This window comes from Peribacillus sp. SRI_006 (assembly GCF_057586375.1).
This window is the reverse complement of the sequence record NZ_JBYCZT010000022.1, coordinates 55,944-79,200: the sequence shown is the minus strand read 5'-3', so window position 1 is coordinate 79,200 and position 23,257 is coordinate 55,944. Positions and strand designations below refer to the sequence as shown.

General features: G+C 40.5%; 19 protein-coding genes and 9 tRNA genes. 24 read left to right on the top strand and 4 right to left on the bottom strand.

Annotated features, from left to right (window positions below):
- Positions 1-68 precede the first annotated feature (68 nt).
- The 10 genes from AC2YHV_RS25035 to rocF all read left to right on the top strand — a co-directional run bounded on the left by AC2YHV_RS25035 (position 69) and on the right by rocF (position 2,076).
- Positions 69-143, top strand: a tRNA-Asn gene (locus AC2YHV_RS25035).
- A gap of 3 nt (positions 144-146) precedes the next feature.
- A tRNA-Thr gene (locus tag AC2YHV_RS25030) sits at positions 147-219 on the top strand.
- 33 nt (positions 220-252) lie between these two features.
- Positions 253-327: transfer RNA gene (locus tag AC2YHV_RS25025), tRNA-Glu, on the top strand.
- 17 nt (positions 328-344) lie between these two features.
- A tRNA-Val gene (locus AC2YHV_RS25020) sits at positions 345-420 on the top strand.
- 15 nt (positions 421-435) lie between these two features.
- A tRNA-Thr gene (locus AC2YHV_RS25015) sits at positions 436-511 on the top strand.
- Between the two features lie 18 nt (positions 512-529).
- Positions 530-613: transfer RNA gene (locus AC2YHV_RS25010), tRNA-Tyr, on the top strand.
- 105 nt (positions 614-718) lie between these two features.
- Positions 719-793 (top strand) — tRNA-Gln (locus AC2YHV_RS25005).
- Between the two features lie 3 nt (positions 794-796).
- A tRNA-Gly gene (locus AC2YHV_RS25000) sits at positions 797-868 on the top strand.
- 21 nt (positions 869-889) lie between these two features.
- A tRNA-Ala gene (locus AC2YHV_RS24995) sits at positions 890-965 on the top strand.
- Positions 966-1,173: 208 nt separating this feature from the next.
- Complete coding sequence (rocF, locus tag AC2YHV_RS24990) at positions 1,174-2,076, top strand: arginase (RefSeq protein ID WP_487374398.1); 903 nt, start codon at positions 1,174-1,176, stop codon at positions 2,074-2,076.
- Between the two features lie 137 nt (positions 2,077-2,213).
- Here the strand turns inward: rocF and AC2YHV_RS24985 are convergent, their stop codons facing one another.
- On the bottom strand, positions 2,214-2,399 hold the full coding sequence (locus AC2YHV_RS24985; protein ID WP_487374397.1) for a Spo0E family sporulation regulatory protein-aspartic acid phosphatase: 186 nt from the start codon (positions 2,397-2,399) through the stop codon (positions 2,214-2,216).
- Positions 2,400-2,571: 172 nt separating this feature from the next.
- On the opposite strand from AC2YHV_RS24985, the gene sigW reads away from it, so the two are divergent.
- The 9 genes from sigW (at position 2,572) to AC2YHV_RS24940 (ending at position 12,393) form a co-directional block, all read left to right on the top strand.
- Positions 2,572-3,135 carry an RNA polymerase sigma factor SigW gene (sigW, locus tag AC2YHV_RS24980; protein ID WP_048685727.1) on the top strand — a complete coding sequence of 188 codons (564 nt, stop codon included), beginning with the start codon at positions 2,572-2,574 and terminating at the stop codon, positions 3,133-3,135.
- A 16-nt stretch (positions 3,136-3,151) separates the two neighbouring features.
- Complete coding sequence (locus AC2YHV_RS24975; protein WP_098866070.1) at positions 3,152-3,775, top strand: anti-sigma factor family protein; 624 nt, start codon at positions 3,152-3,154, stop codon at positions 3,773-3,775.
- 220 nt (positions 3,776-3,995) lie between these two features.
- Positions 3,996-4,820, top strand: a complete 825-nt coding sequence (gene cdaA, locus AC2YHV_RS24970; protein ID WP_034304935.1) for a diadenylate cyclase CdaA — start codon at positions 3,996-3,998, stop codon at positions 4,818-4,820.
- Positions 4,813-6,180: a CdaR family protein gene (locus tag AC2YHV_RS24965; RefSeq protein ID WP_063574535.1), complete on the top strand. Its 1,368-nt coding sequence runs from the start codon at positions 4,813-4,815 to the stop codon at positions 6,178-6,180. The genes cdaA and AC2YHV_RS24965 overlap by 8 nt, the downstream gene beginning before the upstream one ends.
- Before the next feature lie 56 nt (positions 6,181-6,236).
- The gene (gene glmM / locus AC2YHV_RS24960; RefSeq protein ID WP_487374396.1) at positions 6,237-7,586 is read left to right on the top strand and encodes a phosphoglucosamine mutase; all 1,350 of its coding nucleotides are present in this window, start codon (positions 6,237-6,239) and stop codon (positions 7,584-7,586) included.
- 465 nt (positions 7,587-8,051) lie between these two features.
- Entirely contained in the window at positions 8,052-9,854 is a 1,803-nt protein-coding gene (glmS, locus tag AC2YHV_RS24955) for a glutamine--fructose-6-phosphate transaminase (isomerizing) (protein ID WP_034304927.1), read from the top strand.
- 322 nt (positions 9,855-10,176) lie between these two features.
- The gene (locus AC2YHV_RS24950) at positions 10,177-10,548 is read left to right on the top strand and encodes an iron chaperone (protein ID WP_487374395.1); all 372 of its coding nucleotides are present in this window, start codon (positions 10,177-10,179) and stop codon (positions 10,546-10,548) included.
- A 229-nt stretch (positions 10,549-10,777) separates the two neighbouring features.
- Entirely contained in the window at positions 10,778-11,455 is a 678-nt protein-coding gene (locus tag AC2YHV_RS24945) for a hypothetical protein (RefSeq protein WP_400450951.1), read from the top strand.
- A 77-nt stretch (positions 11,456-11,532) separates the two neighbouring features.
- Positions 11,533-12,393 carry a CPBP family intramembrane glutamic endopeptidase gene (locus AC2YHV_RS24940; protein WP_063574532.1) on the top strand — a complete coding sequence of 287 codons (861 nt, stop codon included), beginning with the start codon at positions 11,533-11,535 and terminating at the stop codon, positions 12,391-12,393.
- Positions 12,394-12,725: 332 nt separating this feature from the next.
- Here AC2YHV_RS24940 and AC2YHV_RS24935 read toward each other — a convergent pair whose 3' ends face one another.
- The 3 genes from AC2YHV_RS24935 to AC2YHV_RS24925 are packed head-to-tail and all read right to left on the bottom strand — an operon-like array spanning position 12,726 to position 16,212.
- The gene (locus AC2YHV_RS24935) at positions 12,726-13,760 is read right to left on the bottom strand and encodes a sensor histidine kinase (RefSeq protein WP_487374394.1); all 1,035 of its coding nucleotides are present in this window, start codon (positions 13,758-13,760) and stop codon (positions 12,726-12,728) included.
- Complete coding sequence (locus AC2YHV_RS24930) at positions 13,757-14,431, bottom strand: response regulator transcription factor (RefSeq protein ID WP_034304920.1); 675 nt, start codon at positions 14,429-14,431, stop codon at positions 13,757-13,759. The genes AC2YHV_RS24935 and AC2YHV_RS24930 overlap by 4 nt, the downstream gene beginning before the upstream one ends.
- 23 nt (positions 14,432-14,454) lie before the next feature.
- Positions 14,455-16,212, bottom strand: a complete 1,758-nt coding sequence (locus AC2YHV_RS24925; protein ID WP_487374393.1) for an ABC transporter ATP-binding protein — start codon at positions 16,210-16,212, stop codon at positions 14,455-14,457.
- 353 nt (positions 16,213-16,565) lie between these two features.
- Here AC2YHV_RS24925 and AC2YHV_RS24920 point away from each other — a divergent pair, with 353 nt between their 5' ends.
- From AC2YHV_RS24920 to AC2YHV_RS24900, 5 genes are all read left to right on the top strand, one after another.
- Positions 16,566-17,735: an ATP-grasp domain-containing protein gene (locus tag AC2YHV_RS24920; protein ID WP_487374392.1), complete on the top strand. Its 1,170-nt coding sequence runs from the start codon at positions 16,566-16,568 to the stop codon at positions 17,733-17,735.
- 13 nt (positions 17,736-17,748) lie between these two features.
- Positions 17,749-19,443, top strand: a complete 1,695-nt coding sequence (locus tag AC2YHV_RS24915) for a methyl-accepting chemotaxis protein (RefSeq protein ID WP_487374391.1) — start codon at positions 17,749-17,751, stop codon at positions 19,441-19,443.
- 532 nt (positions 19,444-19,975) lie between these two features.
- Positions 19,976-20,176, top strand: a complete 201-nt coding sequence (locus AC2YHV_RS24910; protein WP_034304915.1) for a cold-shock protein — start codon at positions 19,976-19,978, stop codon at positions 20,174-20,176.
- 476 nt (positions 20,177-20,652) lie between these two features.
- Positions 20,653-21,024: an ArsR/SmtB family transcription factor gene (locus tag AC2YHV_RS24905; protein ID WP_098866074.1), complete on the top strand. Its 372-nt coding sequence runs from the start codon at positions 20,653-20,655 to the stop codon at positions 21,022-21,024.
- On the top strand, positions 21,017-23,140 hold the full coding sequence (locus tag AC2YHV_RS24900) for a heavy metal translocating P-type ATPase (protein ID WP_063574527.1): 2,124 nt from the start codon (positions 21,017-21,019) through the stop codon (positions 23,138-23,140). Before AC2YHV_RS24905 ends, AC2YHV_RS24900 begins: the two co-directional genes overlap by 8 nt.
- Positions 23,141-23,257: the final 117 nt, after the last annotated feature.

Here is a 23,257-nt window from a genome sequence, read left to right as displayed (position 1 = left end):
TGTGAGAGTAGGACGCCGCCAAGCTGTTCATTTAAATCTTTAATGGGTTTTAGGAAACATTATATTATTCCGCAGTAGCTCAGTGGTAGAGCATTCGGCTGTTAACCGAACGGTCGTAGGTTCGAGTCCTACCTGCGGAGCCATATGCTTCCATAGCTCAGTAGGTAGAGCACTTCCATGGTAAGGAAGAGGTCAGCGGTTCGAATCCGCTTGGGAGCTTCCCAATCTATCTATGAACAAAAAAAACAGTTCGGCCCGTTGGTCAAGCGGTTAAGACACCGCCCTTTCACGGCGGTAACACGGGTTCGAATCCCGTACGGGTCACCATTTTAAATCATTAATCCGGAGGATTAGCTCAGCTGGGAGAGCATCTGCCTTACAAGCAGAGGGTCGGCGGTTCGATCCCGTCATCCTCCACCATTTTATTCTTTACTTGCCGGTGTAGCTCAACTGGTAGAGCAACTGACTTGTAATCAGTAGGTTGGGGGTTCAAGTCCTCTTGCCGGCACCATTTACAACCATATATTGCGGAGGGGTAGCGAAGTGGCTAAACGCGGCGGACTGTAAATCCGCTCCTTCGGGTTCGGCAGTTCGAATCTGCCCCCCTCCACCATTTTAATAAAATCCTGTGGATTAGTTATATATTCTCTGTATTGGGGAAATATATGATTACCACCTTTTTATTTTGTTGTACATTAAATCATTGCATATCATATATTGGGCTATAGCCAAGCGGTAAGGCAACGGATTTTGATTCCGTCATGCGAAGGTTCGATCCCTTCTAGCCCAGCCATTTGCGGAAGTAGTTCAGTGGTAGAATACAACCTTGCCAAGGTTGGGGTCGCGGGTTCGAATCCCGTCTTCCGCTTAATATATTTTAAATTCCTTAGGGGCCTTAGCTCAGCTGGGAGAGCGCCTGCCTTGCACGCAGGAGGTCAGCGGTTCGATCCCGCTAGGCTCCACCATCAACTACATACACCAAAACTTACGTCTTAAGCCAAAAATGGTTTAAGACTTTTTTTTGTTTAAGGCATAGTTGGGTAAACTAATCCCCAGAAAGATATTTTTTCACAAAAAACATATGTTATCGGAAAACGTGCATCTTTATACATGGAAATGTCGAGTTGAACCAATTGGCATATACGATATAAAATGGTGGAAAGGGGGAATTGTATGTCTATTCAGAAAATTTCCGTCATCGGATTGCCCATGGACCTTGGTCAAGCAAGGCGAGGGGTGGATATGGGACCTAGTGCCATCCGCTGCGCAGAGATTGTCGAGCGTCTTGAAAAGTTGAATATAGAAGTAGAGGATTTAGGGGATATAATTGTAGGGCGTCCTGAAAATGCAGATGAGCCCGGGACAAATTTAAAAAACTTACAGCTTGTAGCAAAAGGTAATAGCCAGTTAGCTACAAGAGTTGATGAAATAATAGAAGAAGGTTCCTTTCCGCTTGTATTGGGAGGAGACCATTCAATAGCGATAGGCACACTGGCAGGAGTCGCAAAGCACTATGAGAATCTAGGTGTGATTTGGTACGATGCACATGGCGATTTAAATACGGAAGATACTTCACCATCAGGAAATATACACGGGATGCCCTTGGCTGTCAGTATTGGGATTGGCCATCCGGACCTGATCAATATACATGGTTTTGCTCCAAAAGTGAAACCGGAAAACATCGTAATCATTGGAGCGAGGTCATTGGATGAAGGGGAAAAGGAACTTATCCGTGACAAAGGTATTAAAGTATTCACGATGCATGAGATCGACCGGTTGGGAATGACACGGGTCATGGAAGAATGCATTGATTATTTAAGGGAAAGAACGGATGGCGTCCACCTTTCACTGGATTTGGATGGAGTGGACCCAGCAGATGCACCCGGAGTCGGGACCCCGGTGATTGGTGGTATAAGTTATCGGGAAAGTCATTTGGCCATGGAAATGCTTGCGGAATCCAACTTGATTACATCCGCTGAATTCGTTGAAGTGAATCCCATTTTAGATGAGCGAAATAAAACGGCAATCGTTGCCGTGGCCTTAATGGGTTCGCTATTTGGAGAAAAATTATTATAACTAATAATTAAAAGAAACAGTAACCGGCTTGTAATGGGTTACTGTTTTTTATATGCTAGAAGACGTAGGTTTATTTACCAGGGTGTATGTAACAGAAACATATCTATAGATAAATGGTTGCAATTTTCTATCCATGCTCACTTGAGAGCACGTCTGTCCATGAGATCTTCATTTTTAGTCAAATGGATGTATTGAATGATTAAAGAATCCAGTTTGTTGCTAACTTCAATAACTTCATTATCCACCATGGAAGAACGGGAAGCCAAAAACATCATTTTCTGTCTGCATTGTTCAATATGGTCTAAAATTTGTTCAGTACTCATATAGAGAATCACTCCTTTGAATTTTACAATTTCTTACTATATAGCCCTGTTTTTTTTTTCTTAAACATAAAATGTAAAACTTTGTTAAAATTAATGTATTAAATTTTTGAAACCTTTCAGCTTACGATTCGTAGTAATCGTATAGCCGCATGAGCGGGGGTAATACCGGAAAATGGATGCACTCATTAAAGAGAGAATTAATCAAGTATTAAAGGGAGACCATAATGCCTTTGGGGAAATTGTCGAAATTTACAAGGACAAAGTTTTCCAAATATGTTTCAGGATGCTCGGAAACAGGCAAGAAGCAGAAGATTTGGCTCAAGAGGCCTTTGTAAGGGCCTACGTGAACATTCGAAGTTTCAATATAACAATGAAATTTTCTACATGGTTATATCGGATTGCGACCAATCTTTGTATTGACCGGCTTCGCAAGAAAAAACCGGACTACTATCTGGATGCAGAGGTGGCAGGAACAGAGGGATTGAACATGTATTCCCAAATTGCATCGGATATGGCGAAACCCGAGGAAGAGGTTGAATCATTAGAACTGCAGGAAACCATTCAAGTGGAAATAATGAAATTGCCCGAGAAATACCGATCGGTAATCGTATTGAAGTATATTGAAGAGTTATCTCTAAAGGAAATCAGTGAGATACTCGATTTGCCGGTCGGTACGGTTAAGACGAGGATACATCGCGGTCGCGAAGCCTTGCGTAAACAACTACGCCATTTATAAAAAGAAGGTGAGAAAAATGAACTGCCATGAGGAAATCATTGAATATATGCATGATTATTTAGATGAGGACATCAAACCGGAGCATAAAGAAGTTTTACGGGAGCACTTGCATGACTGTGCTGAATGCCGGGATTACTTTCATGAAATGAAAAAGGCGGTCGCTCTTGTACAAAGCACTTCCCATATAAAGGCCCCGGATGATTTTACAGCGAAGGTTATGGCTCAATTGCCAAAGGAAACGAAAACAACAGGTGCCAAACGTTGGTTCAAAAGCCATCCTTTCATGACAGCGGCAGCGATGTTCATCATATTGATGACAGGATCTGTTTTTTCCACTTATAATCAGGACGAACATTTTTCAGTTTCAAAGCAGCCTAACTTAGTGGTCGAAGGTGAAACGGTTATTGTGCCTGAGGGTGAGACAATCAAGGGAAATGTGGTAGTTCAAAATGGTAATATTCAAATAGATGGTGAAGTAGAGGGAGATGTGACAGTCATAAATGGGCATAAGTATATGTCTAAAGCAGGTAATGTGACCGGAAGCATCTATGTTATTGACCAAGCTTTTGAGTGGATGTGGTATAAAGTGAAGGACACTGCAACCTCGTTGGTTCCTGCCAAAGAGGAGAAAAAGGAATAAGGAATAGAAGCTGGGCAGGGGCATCGTTTTTGATTTGCGATTACTTCGCCCAGCTTTATTTTTTAAAGGAAGGGGAACCATTTTTAATGGTTCTTTTTTCCTGTGTAAATTTCTCACACTAGTTTTTAGATGAATCATTTAAAAAATGGTATACTATTAAGGTTATTGTAAATAAAGATTGTTATTGGTATTTGGAGTAATACTGACTGGAGGAAACAACATGTCTTTAACCAATTTGACTGTTTGGGACTATGTAGTAAATTTCATTGATATTCTCCTTGTATGGTTTGTGATATATAAATTGTTAACTATTATTCGAGGCACGAAGGCTATTCAGCTGCTAAAAGGAATTTTTGTAATTGTCATTGTAAAAAGCTTAAGCAACCTGTTTGGTTTCAATACACTCGGATGGTTAATGGCACAAGTCATGAATTGGGGAGTATTGGCAATTCTCGTCATTTTTCAACCTGAACTGAGAAGGGCACTTGAACAATTAGGACGCGGGAAGCTCTTTGCAAGGGGCACCGTTCCAGAAGAGAATCAGCAAGAGCGTTTAGTCGAGGAAATCCTAAAGGCGTCCACCTATATGGCAAAAAGGCGGATTGGTGCCTTGATTACGATAGAAAAAGGTACGGAGCTGGGAGATTATGTTGAAACGGGGATACCCCTGAAATCCTATATTTCTTCAGAACTGCTCATTAATATCTTCATCCCTAATACGCCGCTCCATGATGGTGCAGTTATTTTACAAAATAACCAGGTGGCAGCTGCCGCTTGCTATTTGCCATTATCAGAGAGTCCATTCATATCAAAGGAACTTGGCACACGGCATAGGGCAGCCATAGGCATGAGTGAAGTTACGGATAGTCTGACGATTGTCGTATCAGAAGAAACGGGAGGAATATCCGTCACTAAAAACGGGGAACTTTACCGGGATTTGAATCAAGAATCATTTAGGGCCATGCTTACAAGTGAACTGGTAGTGGAAAATATCAAATCAACTTCCTCAAGCATCTTTAACTGGAGGGGGAAAAAGAATGGATAAATTCACCAATAGCGCTTGGTTTATGAGAATCGTAGCTTTTGCCTTGGCAGCACTTTTGTTCATTTCCATTAACTTTGAGATGGAGTCGGATAAAAAATCCCTTGGTTTATCGACTGCCCCTGAAATCAGTACGGAGACCATCGAAAATGTACCGGTTGAAGTGTACTATGACCGTGAGAATCTAGTGGTGAGCGGGGTGCCTGAAACAGTTGATGTTACTCTAAAGGGAGCAAAAAGCCTTTTGATTAATGCGAAAAACCAAAGGGATTTTAAAGTGTATGTTGACCTTTCTGATCCTGCAATCTCAATGGGGGACAGAACTGTCACATTTAAAATAAGTGATTTGAATGAAAAGTTAGTGGCGACGATCGATCCGGAATATGCGGAAGTCAACGTTCAGGAACGGGTGACGAAGGAATTCTCCGTTGAGGCCGAGTATAACAGCTCTTTACTTGAAGAGGGGTATACAGCCGGTCAGCCAACAGTCAGCCCGAAAACTGTTAAAATAACGGGTGCTAAAGATGCAATTGAACAAATTTCCTATGTAAAGGCAAACCTTGAAATAAGTAAGGGACTTAACGAAACGGTGAACAGCAAGGCAACCGTTAAAGCCTTGGACAGGGATTTGAATAAGCTGGATGTGACGATCGAGCCATCTTCTGTTGCCGTTTCCTTAAAAGTGAGCATTCCTTCCAAGACGGTGTCGATAGCACCGAAGCAAACCGGCAAGGCAAAGGATGGAATCAGGATCACGAGTATAAGTGTCGATCCAAAAGAGGTCACCTTATTTGGTTCGGAAACGAGCCTGGAGAAAATAGATGAAATAAATCTTCCTGTAAATATCTCGAAAATTGATGGTGATACAGAACTGGAACTCGATCTTAATAAACCGGATAGTGTACAAAAAATGTCCTTGGGTAAGGCGCAGGTCAAGATTCGTACAGAAAAAGTTGATGTAGATGAAGAGAATGCAGAGCCAGTCGTGGAAGAGGAAGAACCAGAAACCGAACAAAAACAAGAAGAACAAGTAGTCGAAGAAAAACCAGAACCAGAAGAAGAAGATGAACCGGCTGCCATTGAGTCCAAAACTTTCAATAATATACAAATAGTTCCTGTGGGCATACGGGATGACCAAGATGCCGAATTGGAATCCGATGTAACCAGCATCACTTTGCTTGGTGAGGCGGATGATTTGAAGAAAATAACTAAAGACGACATTAATCTTACAGTAGATGTGAGTAATTTAGATGAAGGTACGCATGATGTGGATCTGGCGGTAACAGTGCCTGAGGGAGTGGAATGGGAGCTGGATTCTAAAACGGTTTCGGTCACCATCACACAAAAAGACGAAGAGACATGACCTTCCTTTAACATCATCATCAAATTCAGTAACGATTCGAAGAAGGAGCGATAAAGATGGGTAAATATTTTGGAACAGACGGAGTAAGGGGTATAGCGAATAGCGAGTTAACACCGGAGTTGGCATTTAAACTAGGCCGTTTTGGTGGCTACGTTCTTACTAGAAATACAGAAAAACCCAAAGTGCTTATAGGGCGCGATACTCGTATTTCAGGTGAAATGCTGGAAGGTGCGCTTGTTGCAGGTCTTTTATCCATTGGGGCTGAAGTGATGCGCCTGGGTGTCATTTCGACACCGGGAGTAGCCTATTTAACAAAGGCCTTAAGTGCTGAAGCAGGTGTCATGATCTCCGCTTCGCATAATCCGGTAGCGGATAATGGCATTAAATTCTTTGGACCGGATGGATTTAAGTTATCCGATGATCAAGAAGCGGAAATTGAAGCACTATTAGATAAGGAAAAGGATGAGCTTCCACGCCCGGTTGGCGGAGATTTAGGCCATTTGAATGATTATTTCGAAGGAGGGCAAAAGTATCTCCAGTATTTGAAACAATCAGTGGATGAAGATTTTACAGGCATTCATGTTGCTCTTGATTGTGCACATGGGGCTACATCTGCCTTGGCCATGCATTTGTTTGCAGATCTTGATGCAGACATCTCTACAATGGGGGCATCGCCCAATGGCTTGAACATTAATGATAATGTAGGATCCACCCACCCTGAGGCACTTGCTGAATTCTTAAAAGAAAAAGGTGCGGATGTTGGGCTTGCATTTGATGGCGACGGAGACCGCGTCATTGCAATAGATGAAAAAGGAAATATAGTGGACGGCGACCAAATCATGTATATCTGTGCGAAATACTTGAAAGATAATAACCGTTTGAAACAGGGAACAGTGGTTTCTACGATCATGAGCAACCTTGGTTTTTATAAAGGTCTTGAAGAGCATGGTATACAAAGCGCCCAGACGGCAGTGGGGGATCGCTATGTGGTCGAGGAGATGCGTAAAGGCGGCTATAACCTTGGCGGAGAGCAATCCGGACATATCATCTTCCTGGACTATAACACGACAGGAGATGGCTTATTGACGGGCTTGCAGCTTGTGAACATCATGAGCGACACCCAAAAAACCTTATCCGAGCTCGCTGGCGAGATGAAGAAATATCCACAAACGCTGGTCAATGTCAGAGTAACCGATAAGCACGCAGTAACAGATAATGAAAAGGTACAGGAAGTCATCAAGGCAGTCGAAGGGGAAATGAACGGAAACGGCCGCATTTTGGTGAGACCATCCGGTACTGAACCTCTAGTCCGTGTTATGGCTGAAGCACCGACAGCTGAGGAATGCACTAATTATGTAGAGCGCATCGTCGCAGTTGTAAGAGCGGAAATGGGAATGAACGAATAACTAATCCTATGCATAAAAGGAACGAAATTTCCTTTTATGCATATTTTTATAAAGAAGTCTTTTTTGTTGGTAAAGGTAATTAAGAATTGACCTATGTCCCTTGTTTAAGGTATGATTATCCTGATTTACAACTCACTTTCTAAAAATGGTTGTTTTAAAAAGGAGGGTAGGCAAGGAGAGAATGGATTCACAAAAGCGCCTGAACTAAGTCTGGACGAGAAATGACTTAGTTGACGAGGAGGAGGTTTATCGAATGATCGGCGGATACCTCCCGGCTGAAGTGCACAGCCGCAATAATTCCAATCTTAAAACAGTAGGGCAACTTACTGCACAAAGGGTCGGAAATGCACAATGGGAAAAAGTGCTTTAGGGCATTTCCTTTATAAAAATATATATCAGAGATGAGGGGGCAGGGATGCCCCCGTGCATTCCTGTTCCCTCGAATCGGTTGGAGGAACAGAAATTATGTGTGGAATTGTTGGATATATTGGACTTAACGATGCAAAGGAAATTTTATTAAAAGGTCTTGAAAAACTTGAATACCGCGGTTATGACTCTTCAGGGATTGCTGTGAGAAATGAAGCAGGAGTGACAATCTTTAAGGAAAAGGGAAGAATAGCGGACTTACGAGCAGCCGTGGATGAAAATACTATGGCGCATACCGGAATAGGACATACGCGCTGGGCTACACATGGTGTGCCAAGCCGTGAAAATGCCCATCCTCACCAAAGTAATTCAGGTCGATTGACTTTAGTTCATAATGGTGTCATTGAAAACTATGCGATTCTAAAACGTGAATATTTGAAGGATGTTGCCTTTAAAAGTGAAACGGATACGGAAGTCATCGTTCAACTCATAGAGAAGTTCGTGAACGAGGGTATGGAAGTGGAAGAGGCGTTCCGTCAAACACTCACTCTATTAGAGGGTTCATATGCCATTGCCCTATTGGATGCTGAAAATGATGAAACCATCTTAGTCGCCAAAAATAAAAGCCCGCTGCTGATCGGTGTCGGAAAAGACTTTAACGTTGTCGCTTCGGATGCAATGGCGATGCTGCAAGTCACAGATCAATTCCTTGAACTGATGGATAAGGAAATGGTTATCGTGACAAATGAAAAGGTAACGATCAAGAACCTTTCCAACGAAGAAGTCATGCGTGCTCCTTACACGGCTGAACTGGATGCAAGTGATATTGAAAAAGGTACGTATCCACACTATATGCTCAAGGAAGTCGACGAGCAGCCAGCCGTAATACGTAAAATCATTCAAGCATACCAAAATGAAGAAGGTAAACTTGCAATCGACTATAACATTACTGAAGCCGTAAGTGAGGCTGACCGTATTTATATCATCGCTTGCGGAACCAGCTATCATGCAGGGTTGATTGGTAAGCAATTCATCGAAAAAATGACTGAAATTCCGGTTGAGGTCCATGTGGCATCGGAATTCACTTACAATATGCCGTTATTATCGAAAAAACCGCTATTCATCTTCATTTCACAAAGTGGTGAAACTGCAGATAGCCGTGCCGTGTTAGTGTCCATCAAAGCGCTTGGTCATAAAGCCCTGACCATCACGAACGTACCTGGCTCTACATTGTCACGTGAAGCGGATTATACGCTCTTGCTGCATGCTGGTCCTGAAATTGCCGTAGCCTCTACAAAGGCCTACACAGCCCAAGTGGCAGTCTTATCCATCTTGGCGAATGTAACTGGCCAATTCCGTAACATGGAGTACGGTTTCGACCTTGTAAAAGAGCTTGGAATCGTTGCGACGGCTATGGAAGCACTATGTGATTCGAAAGAAGAGATGGAAGACATCGCCCGTGAATATTTGTCCGTTACGAGAAACTGCTTCTTCATTGGCCGTTCCCTTGACTACTATGTTGTACTTGAAGGGGCACTTAAGCTGAAGGAGATTTCTTACATCCAGGCGGAAGGCTTTGCTGGCGGAGAGCTTAAACATGGAACGATTGCCTTGATTGAAGAAGGTACACCTGTCATAGCCCTTGCTACTCAAGCAGGCGTCAACTTAAGCATCCGTGGTAATGTGAAGGAAGTGGTTGCCCGTGGCGCCAACCCTTGCATCATTTCCATGAAGGGTCTGGAAGAAGAGGATGACCGTTTCGTCATCCCGGAAGTGAATGAACTATTAACACCCCTTATCTCTGTTATCCCGCTGCAGCTCATTGCCTACTACGCAGCCTTGCACCGCGAATGTGACGTGGATAAACCGCGTAATCTCGCGAAAAGTGTAACGGTTGAGTAAGTTGGAATGAATGCAATGTAGATTATAAAAAGTTGCGAAGCTTTACCCCTTTGGCTATGATTAGCCAAAGGGGTATTTTTATGTTTAAAACAACGAGAACCTCTCAAGTTGACAAGTTGATTAGAAGACCGAGGTAATATGAATCGGTGTGCAGTGTAATATAATCTATCAAATCCATCAGTAGGTAGTCATGGCATCCATTAGAGCAATGTTAATGATCTTCCTATGATGCATTGTTGAAAGAAACCCATATTGGCATTAAATTTAGGTGATGTTGAAAATGAAGTCTTCATAAAATTTTTTTTATTTAGGAGAGAATAGCATGGAAGTCTTTGCAGAATTTTTAGCGAATATTGATAACCCGCAACATAGGGAACGAACGGAAGAAGTCCTGGCTTGGGTAACTAAGAAATTTCCAAATCTAATGCCGAAGATTGCGTGGAATCAGCCTATGTTTACCGATCATGACACATATATTATTGGCTTTAGCGTAGCCAAACATCATTTGGCTGTTGCTCCTGAAAAGGCAGGGATCGATCACTTCTCTGATGAAATCGTGCTGGCTGGCTATGATCACACCAAGCAGTTGGTACGTATCAAGTGGGACAGTCCGGTTGATTACTCATTACTTGAGAAAATGATTGAGTATAATATTTTTGATAAGGTAGACTGTTCAACTTTTTGGCGGAAATAAGTAAAAATCGGAGGGTGGGCTGAATCTCTATAAAAGTGTCCTTTATTCGGGGTTCTGTTCAATATTAGAAGTGAAACGATGTGGTTCTGAGGATATAAGCTCTCCATATATGCCGCCTGATCTAGCTCCATAGGCAAAAAGGCAGATTCTCCATCCTTAATGACCTTACCTTTACGGTTGCGACTCCATAAATAGTTTAAGTTCAAAAAAAGCACAGGGAGTTCCAAATTTGGAACTACTTGTGCTTTTGTTTTTTGATAAAATCGAGAGAACAAATATTACAACCAAACTACTTAAGATATTAAATCAAAAATTCATAAGGGGTATCCAAGGAAAAAATATTAGGTGGGGTGAAGAAATGAAGAAGTTATTATACCTTTTTATATTAATAATTCCTGTATTTTGGTTTGGATTTAGTCCAATATCAACTTTTGCAAGTTCTCCAACTGAATTAAAAGAGGAAAGCCAATCAGGTGAGTTTCTGACAGAATATACAACTCTATCAGGCTCTGATGTACTTTTAGGTCAAGAAATACCTATACTTGTAGATGAAAAAACAGGAGAAATCACGAATAATAGAATTGGTATATCTCCAGTGTGTGCTACTTGTAATCGGTATACTTGGAAAACAGCCACAGATAAACGACAATCAAGTGTCTTTCACAAAAAAGTGACTGATACTACAAACTGGAGTCTTAACCTTACCTTCAAGGTAGAGATAGCTGGTAAATTAGTTATTTCTGGTGGCGGAGAAAAGGTATACTCGGCAACGAAAAAATGGAACCAATACAAAGAAACATGGAAATTGACTGGCACTCTAAAAACATATAGTCCAACTGGTAATTTGATAAAAACAGAGCAAAGAAATGCAACTTACATTAAATATAAAAAAGTGGCAATAAAATAAGTTGAAAAAAGTGCAAATACAAACTCTTATTCTAAAAAATGACTTCTTTGAAATTATTGTATAGCAAAGGGGTAAGAATGGATACTGATATTAAGCAAACACATCGCTTTATATTATATATAACAATACTAATTATGATTATTTTTCCTTTTGCCCAACTTACATTACAAGAACTTTTTTTGCAAATAAACAAACAATTATTTTTCTTTATAAGTAAACTGGTTATTATCTATATTCTTTTTCTTTTCTTAAAAAAGAAAAAAATAACCTTATCGAGCATTAGGCTTAATAAGGTACATATAAAATATATTCTTTTTGGTATGTTAATGGGTAGTATAGCTCACATGCTGACTGTGTTTTTTGGTAGGACCCAACATTATCTACTAACGGGCGAATGGCTTACTGCTGAAAAAATTGTTTGTACACTTATGGAAAGTAGTAAAAACATAAGTTTTTACAGTATTATGATGATTGGCTTTTCAGTGGCGATTAGTGAAGAAATTCTTTTTAGGGGTATATTATTAAAACAATATCAGAGAATGAACATAAAATCGGCCATAATTTTAAGTGCTTTTATTTTTAGCATTTATCATATGACGGTAGGAAATTTTATTTTTGCATTTGTAATGGGTATTTCTCTTGCACTATTAACCATCTATACTGGGAGCATCGTTCCGGCTATCTTTTTTCACTTTTTGGTGAATGAAATAATGAGGACCATCATGCATTTCCCAGAAAAGGTTACAGAAACTTATTTTCAGATAATGGTGTCGCCAATTACTACTATAACAGGTTTAATATTCTTTCTATCTATATTAACTTTTTTATTTATAAAGGTAAGAAAAAATAATCAATTTCAAAGTGAAAAAGTTATATTCTTTGATGGATATATTATTTTGTTGTTTTTGATGTATGTTCTTTTCCTAGCAATAAAATAAAGTTTAATCAAAGATAATACAGGTATTATAACGATTTCATTTATGAGGAGTGTCCATATTTATTGCCACCAACAATTTTTCCGGCTTGTTAAACGTTGGGTATCAAATTCATTTTTTGTACCCAACGTTTATAATATAAGTAATACTAGCATCATTAAAATTATCCAATTCCTATTTCAATCTTTTAAGGAAGTTTCCGCAAAATATCAAACAATCGCCTGCTTTTAGTAGAAGTGTCGATATTACAATATAATCATCAACGAACGGGCAGTGTTTTTAAAAATAGCAGCAGCATGAATGATTTAAAAAGGTTTTTAACAATCACAAAACCCTCACGAAATAGGAAGCAGAATGGTGAAGGTCGTTCCCTTTTCGAGTTCGCTTTTCACGGATATGTTCCCTTCATGCATCTCTATAATCTTTTTCACGATGGATAGTCCTAAACCGCTGCCGCTTTTTGAGCGTTCCCTTGCCAGGTCGGCTTTATAGAATCGCTCGAATATATGGAACTGGTCGGTTTCGGAAATGCCGATTCCATTGTCGGATATCGTTATGGATGCCAGGCTATCAATCTGTTGTAATCGAATCGTGATCTTTCCGCGATGGCGGGTGAATTTGATGCTATTGTGTATTAAATTTGTCCATACTTGGCTCATCAAATCCTGGTCTGCCACTATTGGAATCTTTTCCAAGGCTATGTCCAATTCGAGTTCTTTTTCCAACCAAGCGGGTTCACAAGCCAAAATAATGGTCCGTATTTGCTGATCCAGCCGGAAATCTGTCCTTTCAAAAGGAGGATGCTCGGATTCAAGGGATGTAAGCTTTAGAAGGTTATCACTTAATTTGGATAATCTCCTGCTCTCTGTCTCTATTATATGAAGATAATGATTTCGTTCTTCGATTGTCAGCTTATTAAATTGAAGTGCTTGGGCAAATCCTACAATGGAGGTAAGGGGCGACTGTATTTCATGTGAGACGTTAGAGATGAACTCCTGCCGCATTTCTTCCATTTGCTTCAATTGTTTGGCCATGTGGTTGAAATGGTTAATGATATCGGTCATTTCGTTTCTCTTGTCCATATTAAAATCCAGTTGTACATTATAATCGCCATTTGCTATTTTCCTTAAGGCATCTATGATTTCTAGGTATATATTTACCCGTTTATCATGATGGATAGCATGGATAAGGCGACCAATTACTATCATGATTGCGATGCTTGTCACGATTGTAGCCAGATACCGAACATAATTGGTTAACCTTAAGGGCAAAAGCTCAATGATATAGTACCCGGCGGAAAAGGAAATTGAAATAAACGTTACAAAAAACAGCATGCCAAGCATTTGTTTGAAAAATCGATTGCCTCTCATCTCGTTATCTCCAAACGGTAGCCCAATCCCCAAATCGTTTTAATCCGGAAGGGGAATTCCGATTCAGGAAACCGTTCCCTCACTCTTTTTATATGAACATCGACAGTTCGTTCATCCCCTTCATAATCATAGCCCCAAATGTCTTCGATAAGATCTTCCCTGGAAAAAGTTTTTCCGGGATAGCTTGCTAATTTAAACAGCAATTCGAATTCTTTTAATGGAATCGTATATTCCTGTTCTTTGAATGACATTTCATGCGTGTTACGATTCATCTTTAATTCGCCGATATTTAATGTTTGTGAAATAGTGATTTTATACCGTTTTAATAATGCCTTTATTCTAAGAACCAATTCGATCGGTTCAAATGGCTTTACAAGATAATCATCTGCCCCAAGCCCGAATCCTTTTACTTTTTGCGTTGTTTCCCCTTTTGCAGTCAGCATTAAAATGGGGATATCACTAAATTCCCGTAACTCTTTGCATAATTGCCATCCATCCATGTTAGGCATCATAATATCGATGACTGCCAAATCGATTTTCACTTTTTCCATTACTTTCAATGCTTGCATTCCATCTGACGCTTCATATAGATCAAAGCCTTCTTTTCTTAACAACAGGTTTATAAGTTCGCGAATATGTGCATCATCATCGACTATCAATATTTTTGTCATCCTTCTTCTTTCCTTTCGGCGAATTAGGCCAGTTCAAGCTTGTGCAACTGCTGTTCAGCAAATTCGCGATATAATGAGTGCGTATTATATAGCTCTTTATGTGTTCCGCTGCCTGTTATTTTCCCTTTTTCAAGGAAGATGATTTGATCCGAACCGATAACGGTCGATAGGCGGTGGGCGATGACTATTGTTGTTCTTCCTTTCATTAAGTGATTTAATGCCTGTTGAACCACTTTTTCTGATTTGCTGTCCAGGCTGGAGGTAGCCTCATCCAGCATTAATATTTTCGGGTTTCTTAAAAATGCACGGGCGATTGCAATTCTTTGTCTTTGACCGCCTGATAATTTCATGCCCCTTTCACCGACCTCTGTATCATATCCGTTCGGAATCTCAGAAATGAATTGATCTGCATACGCCATTTTAGCCACTTGATTTAATTCATCATCTGTTATATCCCGATTGATGCCATAACAAATATTATCTCGAATTGTACCGGATACAATCGGGCTTTCCTGTGAAACATATCCAATCTGGCTTCTCCATGAAAGCAGTGTGAAATCATTTATGGATGTCCCGCCTATGGATATGGATCCTTCCTGTGGTTTGTAGAAACGCTCGAATAATGAAAAAAGGGTCGTTTTTCCGCTGCCGCTTGGGCCGACTATTGCAGTGACCTTACCAGCCTCAACGTTAAAGCTTATATCTTTAAGTACCTGTTCTCCATTATTGTAACTATAGTTCAGGTGATCCACGCTGATGGATTGACTCATATTTTGAACGGGCTGCTTCGCATCTTCTTCCTCCACAGAATCCAGAATGGAAATGATGCGCTCTGTTGCACCCGTTGCTTTTTGGAATTGTGTAAAGAAACTGGCCAATTGAGCCATTGGCATGATTATTTGGAAAAGATACATGATGAAAGCAACTAAAGCCCCAGCAGTCAGTGCTCCTGAAGAAACACGCATTCCCCCATAACCTAAAATCAGGACGAGTAATGCCATCATGACAAAACTCATTAGCGGCGCAATCAACGCTTGGATTTTTGCCTCTTTCAATCCGAATTGAAATAATTTCTGGATTCCTTTTTGGCCATTTTGATATTCCAAAGCTTCTGCGTTTGATGCTTTAACAAGACGTATTTCCGTTAGAACCTGCTGAAGGACTGCGGTGAAACTTGCTGTCTCGTCCTGCATCCCTTTTGATATTTTGTGCATTTTTTTCCCTAACGGCATTAATATCAAAACAGAGAGCGGAATTGCAGTGAACATCAATAATGTCATTTTCCAATCCAGTACGAATAACACGATCATGGAACCTACGATGGAAATGATTCCTGTAACGAAATTAGAGAGATGTTCAGAGATTAATCCCTTCACTACAGTTGTATCATTTGTCATTCGGCTGACTGTTTCCCCCGATGGATGATCATCAAAATAACTCACGGGTAATACAAGTAATTTTTTCCATAGTTGATCGCGGATACCTGCCACTACGGATTGACCGATCCGATTTAATAAATAGATGGAAAATCCACTGGCCAATGCTTGAACAATGATGGCAACAACGAGAAGTGTGATTCTTTCAGCGTTTAGTGAACTGACTGAAAAATCATTGATTAGATTTTTTGTGAATAATGGGACTAATAAAGCTACACCTGTTGTGCCTAGGCTTAATGCTAATGCAATCCCTATCATTAGTTTGGAAGGCTTCGTTTGTTGAACCAATCGAATGAACTGGCGCCATCCTTTTTGTTTTTTTGCTTCTGACATATGTAAATACATCCTTTCTCGATTTTCATTACAGAGAAGTATATAAAGAAGTTATGAATTGAATATGAACGAGTCTTAGTTATTCCACGAAAATTTTGGTGAACCTTTTCTGAATGATAAATTTGCAAAAATATGGCAGACACTTAAAATAGTGTTTGCTTTTTTTCATGAAGATACAAGGAAATTAAATATTCGATGGTTAACGGTAAGGAATATGTGTAAGGATCTCAAGTTTATGACTGATAGGTAAAAAGATATAGTGATATCTTGATTTTAAATAATAAATACCTATATAAGCTAAAAACTTACCGGTTTTAACCGATTAAATATGGAGATACAAAAAACAGTACAAGTTAGGTGGAAAAATGATTATTTTGAATGAGTCGATTGTGTCGCCAATTCTTCTAAAGGTGTTAGAGGAACAGCAAATCCCAGTATTGGAACAAGGTCAGTGGGGAGACACATTAACATCAGAAAAGCTAAACATTCAAAAGGATACAGAATTTTTCAAGTCCATGGAAAAGGAAAAAAGAATTCTTACAAACTCTGAAAATGGCATAACACTACTAGGGCATTTTCAACCGGATAGCAATGAATACATTTGGTCAAAGTTATTGAAGGATAAGAGCCAGGTGCGAAATTTGACGAAATCTTTATATCCTGATTTCTATTTCCAAGATATCGATTTATCCATGATAAGTGAGCTGGATATAAATCAAATACCGTTTCCGGTAGTTATCAAACCCAATATTGGCTATTCCAGTGTAGGTGTGCACAAAGTCAAGAATCAACAGGATTGGTATATAGCCGTGAACCAGCTTAAAGCCGATTTACTTCATTCGGGTGGATTATATGATTCAGAAGTGGTCGGATCCCAGACCGTTTTGATAGAAGAGTGGATTCAGGGTGAAGAGTATGCCATTGATGGTTATTACAATCAAGATGGTGAACCGGTCATTTTGAATGTGTTCAAACGATCATTCAAGGACGATTACGATACTTCCGATCGAATTTATTATACTTCGAAGTTGGCCATTGATGAAATCTATCATGATGCATTGAAGTTCATGAAGAATATCCAAACGGTCCTTCCGCTTATGAATTATCCTGTACACTTTGAAATCCGCAAAAAGGGAAGCCGGGTGATACCCATCGAAATCAATCCCCTGCGTTTTGCTGGGGCGGGTACAACGGATCTAGGTTACCATGCCTATGGAATGAATATGTATGAACATTATTTTTCAGGAACGAAACCCGATTGGAATCGGATATTGGAAGAGATGGACGATCGAATATATAGCTTTTTCTTTGCAGAGGTTCCGCTTGAAATAAATCTGGAAGATGTTGCACGTATTGATCATGATGGACTTCTTCATGAATTCGAACATGTTTTGGAATATAGGCAGCTTCCTTTTCAAAATGACCGGAGCATGGCCATCATCTTTTATAGAAGTGAGGATTTGAATGAAAATCTCCAATTGCTTCATTTGGATTTAATACCATATTTGACTATAAAACACCTGGTTTTCAACTAAGGGGGGCATGGAAATGAGATTTTCAAAGCTGAATCCTAAAAAATCTCTATTGGCAAAACTATTCTTGTTTTTCATTATTCCTTTCGTGATTTTCGCAGGGGCCATGGGCCTTTGCTTTTCCTATATTACTAATAAAATGATCAATGAGAATGTCCTTCCGCAATTCGATGATCGCCTTTCTGAAAATGCCCACAGTTTAGCAGCGAGCCTCAATCCCACTTTGATAAACAAGGCTTCCGAACGGGGCGAAGAGATTAAGCGGAAACTGGATGCCTTTGTTGAAGATAAAAAGGGAATTGAATATGTTTATGTTTTGAAGCGGGAGAATGATGCCGACATGATTGTAGCCTTGAGCGGCAGCGATGACTATATGGTGGAATCCCCCTTCACACCGGAACAGGCAAAATCGATAAATGGAAGCGAAGACGTCCTGAGTGAAATATATAAAGATAAGTGGGGAACACATAAGTCGTACTTTACGCCAATCGAAGGAACGGACGCGATTGTCGGAATCGATATGGATGCAAGCTTCATTGATGAATTGAAAAGCACAATGATATTCTATAATATCTTATTTCTTGCAAGTGCCGTTATATTGGGTGTGCTATGCGCCGTTGTCATCGGGAAAAAGATTTCGGGACCCGTCAATGAACTTGTTGGTTACACGAATGAAATGGCAAAAGGGGACTTAAGTAAATCGATTCCCGTTGGCAGAGAGGATGAGATTGGCGATCTGTCAAATGGATTCGAAGATATGAGATTAAGTTTGTCCCATATTATCCAGAATGTCCGTGAACATGCCCAAACGATGAGTCAAACGACAGTTTCCATTCAGCAATCCTTTGAAGAGATGGTGGAATCCTATGGCCAGATAGTGACGGGGACAACGGAAGAAGCAAAGGCTTCGGAAGAACGTGCCCATCATATTGACCGGATTTCCAATATGATCAGTGACTTAACGGATACGATCCGTTTAATGAACGAGCAAACGAATGAAATGAATGAATTTACTATGCATGCAAATACACTTGCTGAGCAAGGGAGTAAACAAGTGCAAGATGTAACGAGCCAGATGGATAAAATCATGGAAAACGGCCAAGCGAATAAAGCAAATTTGGTGAGCCTGGAAGAGGATGTAGTGAAGATAAATGAAGTGATTGGCTTAATAAGGGTGATTGCTTCCCAAACGAACCTGCTGTCCCTGAATGCATCCATAGAAGCGGCACGGGCGGGTGACGCTGGCAGAGGTTTTGCCGTAGTCGCTCAAGAGGTGCAAAAATTGGCTGTGCAAACCGATGAATCCATCGATATCATTTCAGAATCGATCATGCGGATTAATGAACAAACAGCCAAAGTCATCCAAAATAATGATGAGAGTTTTCAGGATATACTAAATGGTGTTTCCTTAGTGGAAAACAATGGCGAGATTTTCAATAAGATATTCGAATCCGTAGAGAAATTGCTGAAAGGCACAGAACAATTGGCCGCCCATTCGAAAAAAATCAATGAGTCTTCGGATGAAAGCCTGGCATCCATACAGGAAATTGCGGCGATTTCCGAAGAAGGATTCGCAACAACGGAGCAAATCTCGGCAGCTGCCATTCAACAAAGTACCATAATGGCTGGATTGAAGGAACAAAATGAAGATTTAGCAAAAGAATCGGCGATTTTAGAAGAAATGGTGGAAAAGTTCATTACGGAAAAATAAATATTTGATGTAAACATCTACAAAGACCTTTCTTAATTTTGTTTACGGGAGGTTTTTGGAGACAAAATGGGTTCTATCTGAGTTTTTAAACATAGTTGATTGGTACGGAAGGTACGAGACTCCTGCGGGAAAGCGCGCCGAGGGAGGACCGCCCGGAGAGGAAATCAACGTTCCGTTTTACACACCCTCAAAAAAATGTAGAAAATATCGAGTTTATCTACACTATGAAACCTCTTTAAATTAGTAAACGAGAGGTTTTTGTTTGGATGAATGTATGTATGTAAGAGTTCATGTGTAATAGATAGAGTCACTTTCATTACTGCTTTTTTTTATAGAATTTAGAGAGTATTAAAAATTGCTGGAAAAAAGTTTCCCCAAACTATTTGCAATCGCTACCATTTAATGTTATGCTTAGTCTTAATTATTTTTGTTCGGTACTAAGGATACTAAAAGTACTACTTTTCGTTTTCGATGATGACTTAGAGCAAGGATAGTAATACATTGTGCTTAGATGCACTAGGAGGCAACAACAATGGAACAAGGTAAAGTAAAATGGTTTAACGCAGAAAAAGGTTTTGGATTCATCGAACGCGAAAACGGAGACGACGTATTCGTACATTTCTCAGCTATCCAAAGCGAAGGTTTCAAATCTTTAGACGAAGGCCAAGAAGTTACTTTTGAAGTAGAACAAGGTCAACGCGGACCTCAAGCTTCTAACGTTCAAAAAGCATAATTTCGATAACAAAAAAAGACGGATCCTTTTTAAAGGGTCCGTCTTTTTTTGTTTTGTGAAAATACATAACAAAAAACCCTGCTAAACGATAAGCAGGGTAAATGGTACAAGTAAAGTAAAACGCTTAAAAAGGTTTGACTAAGTATATCATAGTTTTTCTATAAAATACTAAATTAAATATATTATACGTATCAAGGTAACGATAGGTAATTACTGAAATCATTGTTTGAAGGGGCGTAAAGGAATTTGTCCCTTCTTTTTTTTGCTTGAAGATCAGGGAAGAGGGCAGCATGACCTTTTTGTTAGCAAAAGGGGAAACAAAAAAACGATGGCCCACATATAAAAACATATGGGCACTTTCATTAATTTCTTTGGGAAGGGGAAAAGATTCTTATACATTCAAATATGGATTTGAATATTCAGGGAATTGTGTTATATTATAATCAAACGAAGATTTGAATGAGAGGTGTGAGAAGATGACGGAACTGAAAGATATATGTGATGTTCACCTGCATGATGAAGTGAAGGTCAATCGCATTCAAGGGGAAATGACCCAGGTGGATATATCCAGCATATCGAAGCTGTTTAAGGTTATAGGCGATGAAAATAGGGCGAAGATAGCTTATGCGCTCTGTACGGACGAGGAATTGTGTGTGTGCGATCTGGCCAATATCATTGGTGCTTCGATGGCGACGACGTCACATCATCTTCGTACCCTTTATAAACATGCAATCGTAAAATATCGAAAAGAAGGTAAGTTGGCTTTTTATTCTTTGGATGATCACCATATTAAGCAATTGATTCTCATTGCATTAGAACATCAGCAGGAGGTAAGGGTCGATGGCTGAATCCCCAATGAAAACATATCGTATCCAGGGTCTATCCTGCACGAATTGTGCGGCTAAATTCGAGAACAATGTCCGTGAACTAGAGGGTGTAAAGGATGCCAAAATCAACTTTGGCGCCTCGAAGATATCGGTACAGGGCAGCACGACCATTGAACAGATTGAAAAGGCGGGAGCTTTCGATAACCTGAAGATCCGCGGTGAACAGGAACAGGCAACTCAAAAGGAACCATTTTGGAAGCAAAAAGAAAATATAAAAGTGGTGTTTTCGGTTATCTTATTGCTGGTCAGCTGGATATTTGATAAGCGATATGCTGATGGAAGCATCATGCCGGTAATCGGTTATGCGGCTGCAATCATAGTTGGAGGATATTCATTATTTGTCAATGGTTTGAAAAACCTTGTAAGGCTTCGCTTTGATATGCACACCCTTATGACGGTTGCCATCATCGGGGCGGCCGTGCTTGGTGAATGGGGCGAGGGCGCGACCGTCGTCATTCTATTTGCGATAAGTGAAGCATTGGAAAAATATTCGATGGATAAGGCGCGTAATTCCATCGAATCATTAATGAACATCGCACCTAAAGAAGCTTTGATCCTTAGAGGGCATCATGAAATGATGGTTGCTGTTGATGAGGTTGAAGTGGGCGACATCATGATCGTTAAACCTGGTCAAAAGCTTGCAATGGATGGCCGGATCATGAAGGGCGCCTCGACACTTAATCAAGCAGCCATTACTGGTGAATCCGAGCCGGTTTTTAAAACGGTTGAGGGTGAAGTATTTGCCGGAACCCTAAATGGTGAAGGGCTGCTCGAAGTGGAGGTCACGAAGCGGGTCGAGGATACGACGATTGCAAAAATCATCCACCTTGTTGAAGAAGCACAGGCCGAAAAGGCTCCTTCCCAAGCCTTCGTGGATAAATTCGCAAAATTTTATACGCCGGCCATCATGCTCATTGCCCTGGGCATTGCGGTATTACCCCCGATCGTGATGAACGGGGATTGGAGTGAATGGATTTATCGGGGATTGGCTGTACTGGTTGTCGGCTGTCCTTGTGCTTTGGTCATTTCTACGCCCATCGCCATCGTGACAGCAATCGGAAATGCTGCGAAACATGGTGTGCTGATTAAAGGCGGGGTCCATTTGGAGGAAGCGGGAGCCTTAAAGGCAATCGCGTTTGATAAAACGGGTACTTTAACAAAGGGCGTACCTGAGGTGACCGATTTCAAAATGTTATCTGATGTGTTGAATGAACAGGACGTGCTGGCTATCGCCGCTGCTTTAGAAAGCAGATCACAGCATCCCCTTGCCACGGCCATTCTTCAAAAGGCGGAAACCTACGATGTGGACTATCATTCTTTATTGGTAGAGGATTTTACTGCAATCACCGGTAAAGGGATAAAAGGGAAAATCAATCAAGAAATCTATTACATTGGTAAACCCCACCTTTTTGTGGAAGAGGCAGGTTTCGTTTTCTCTGATGATGTGCTTAAATTAATCAGCGGCTATCAAAATACAGGGAAAACGGTGATGGTGCTTGGCGATCAAGTGAAGCTCCATGCACTCATCGCGGTGTCTGATGAAATAAGGGAAAGCAGTAAGGAAGCCATTCGGAAACTGCATGCTTTGGGCATTGAAAAAACGATCATGCTGACTGGCGATAATATCGGTACGGCAAAAGCGATTGGAGCGGCAGCTGGCGTTCATGAGATTGAGGCGGAGCTTTTGCCGCAGGATAAATTGACCATCATTAAACGATGGAAACAAAAATACGATCGAGTGGCCATGGTAGGCGATGGTGTCAATGATGCTCCGGCCTTGGCAGCTTCCACGGTAGGAATCGCAATGGGAGGGGCAGGCACGGATACAGCCCTTGAAACAGCCGATATTGCCTTGATGGGTGATGACTTATCGAAGCTGCCTTATACAATCCGCTTAAGCCGCAAAACATTAAAAATCATTAAGCAGAACATCACGTTTTCATTGGTGATTAAAGTCCTGGCCTTATTATTGATAGCGCCGGGCTGGTTAACACTTTGGATGGCAATTTTTGCCGACATGGGTGCGACGCTATTAGTTACATTGAACAGTCTTAGGTTATTGAGAATAAAAGAATAGAATAATATGGGCTCCCTGGTGCATCTTAAGGTGCACCAGGGAGCTTTTATTTTGAGCTTTCCAATTGTTTCATGTGAAACTTTGAAAAAATAGTCGGTTGTCATATTTTTTGTTGAA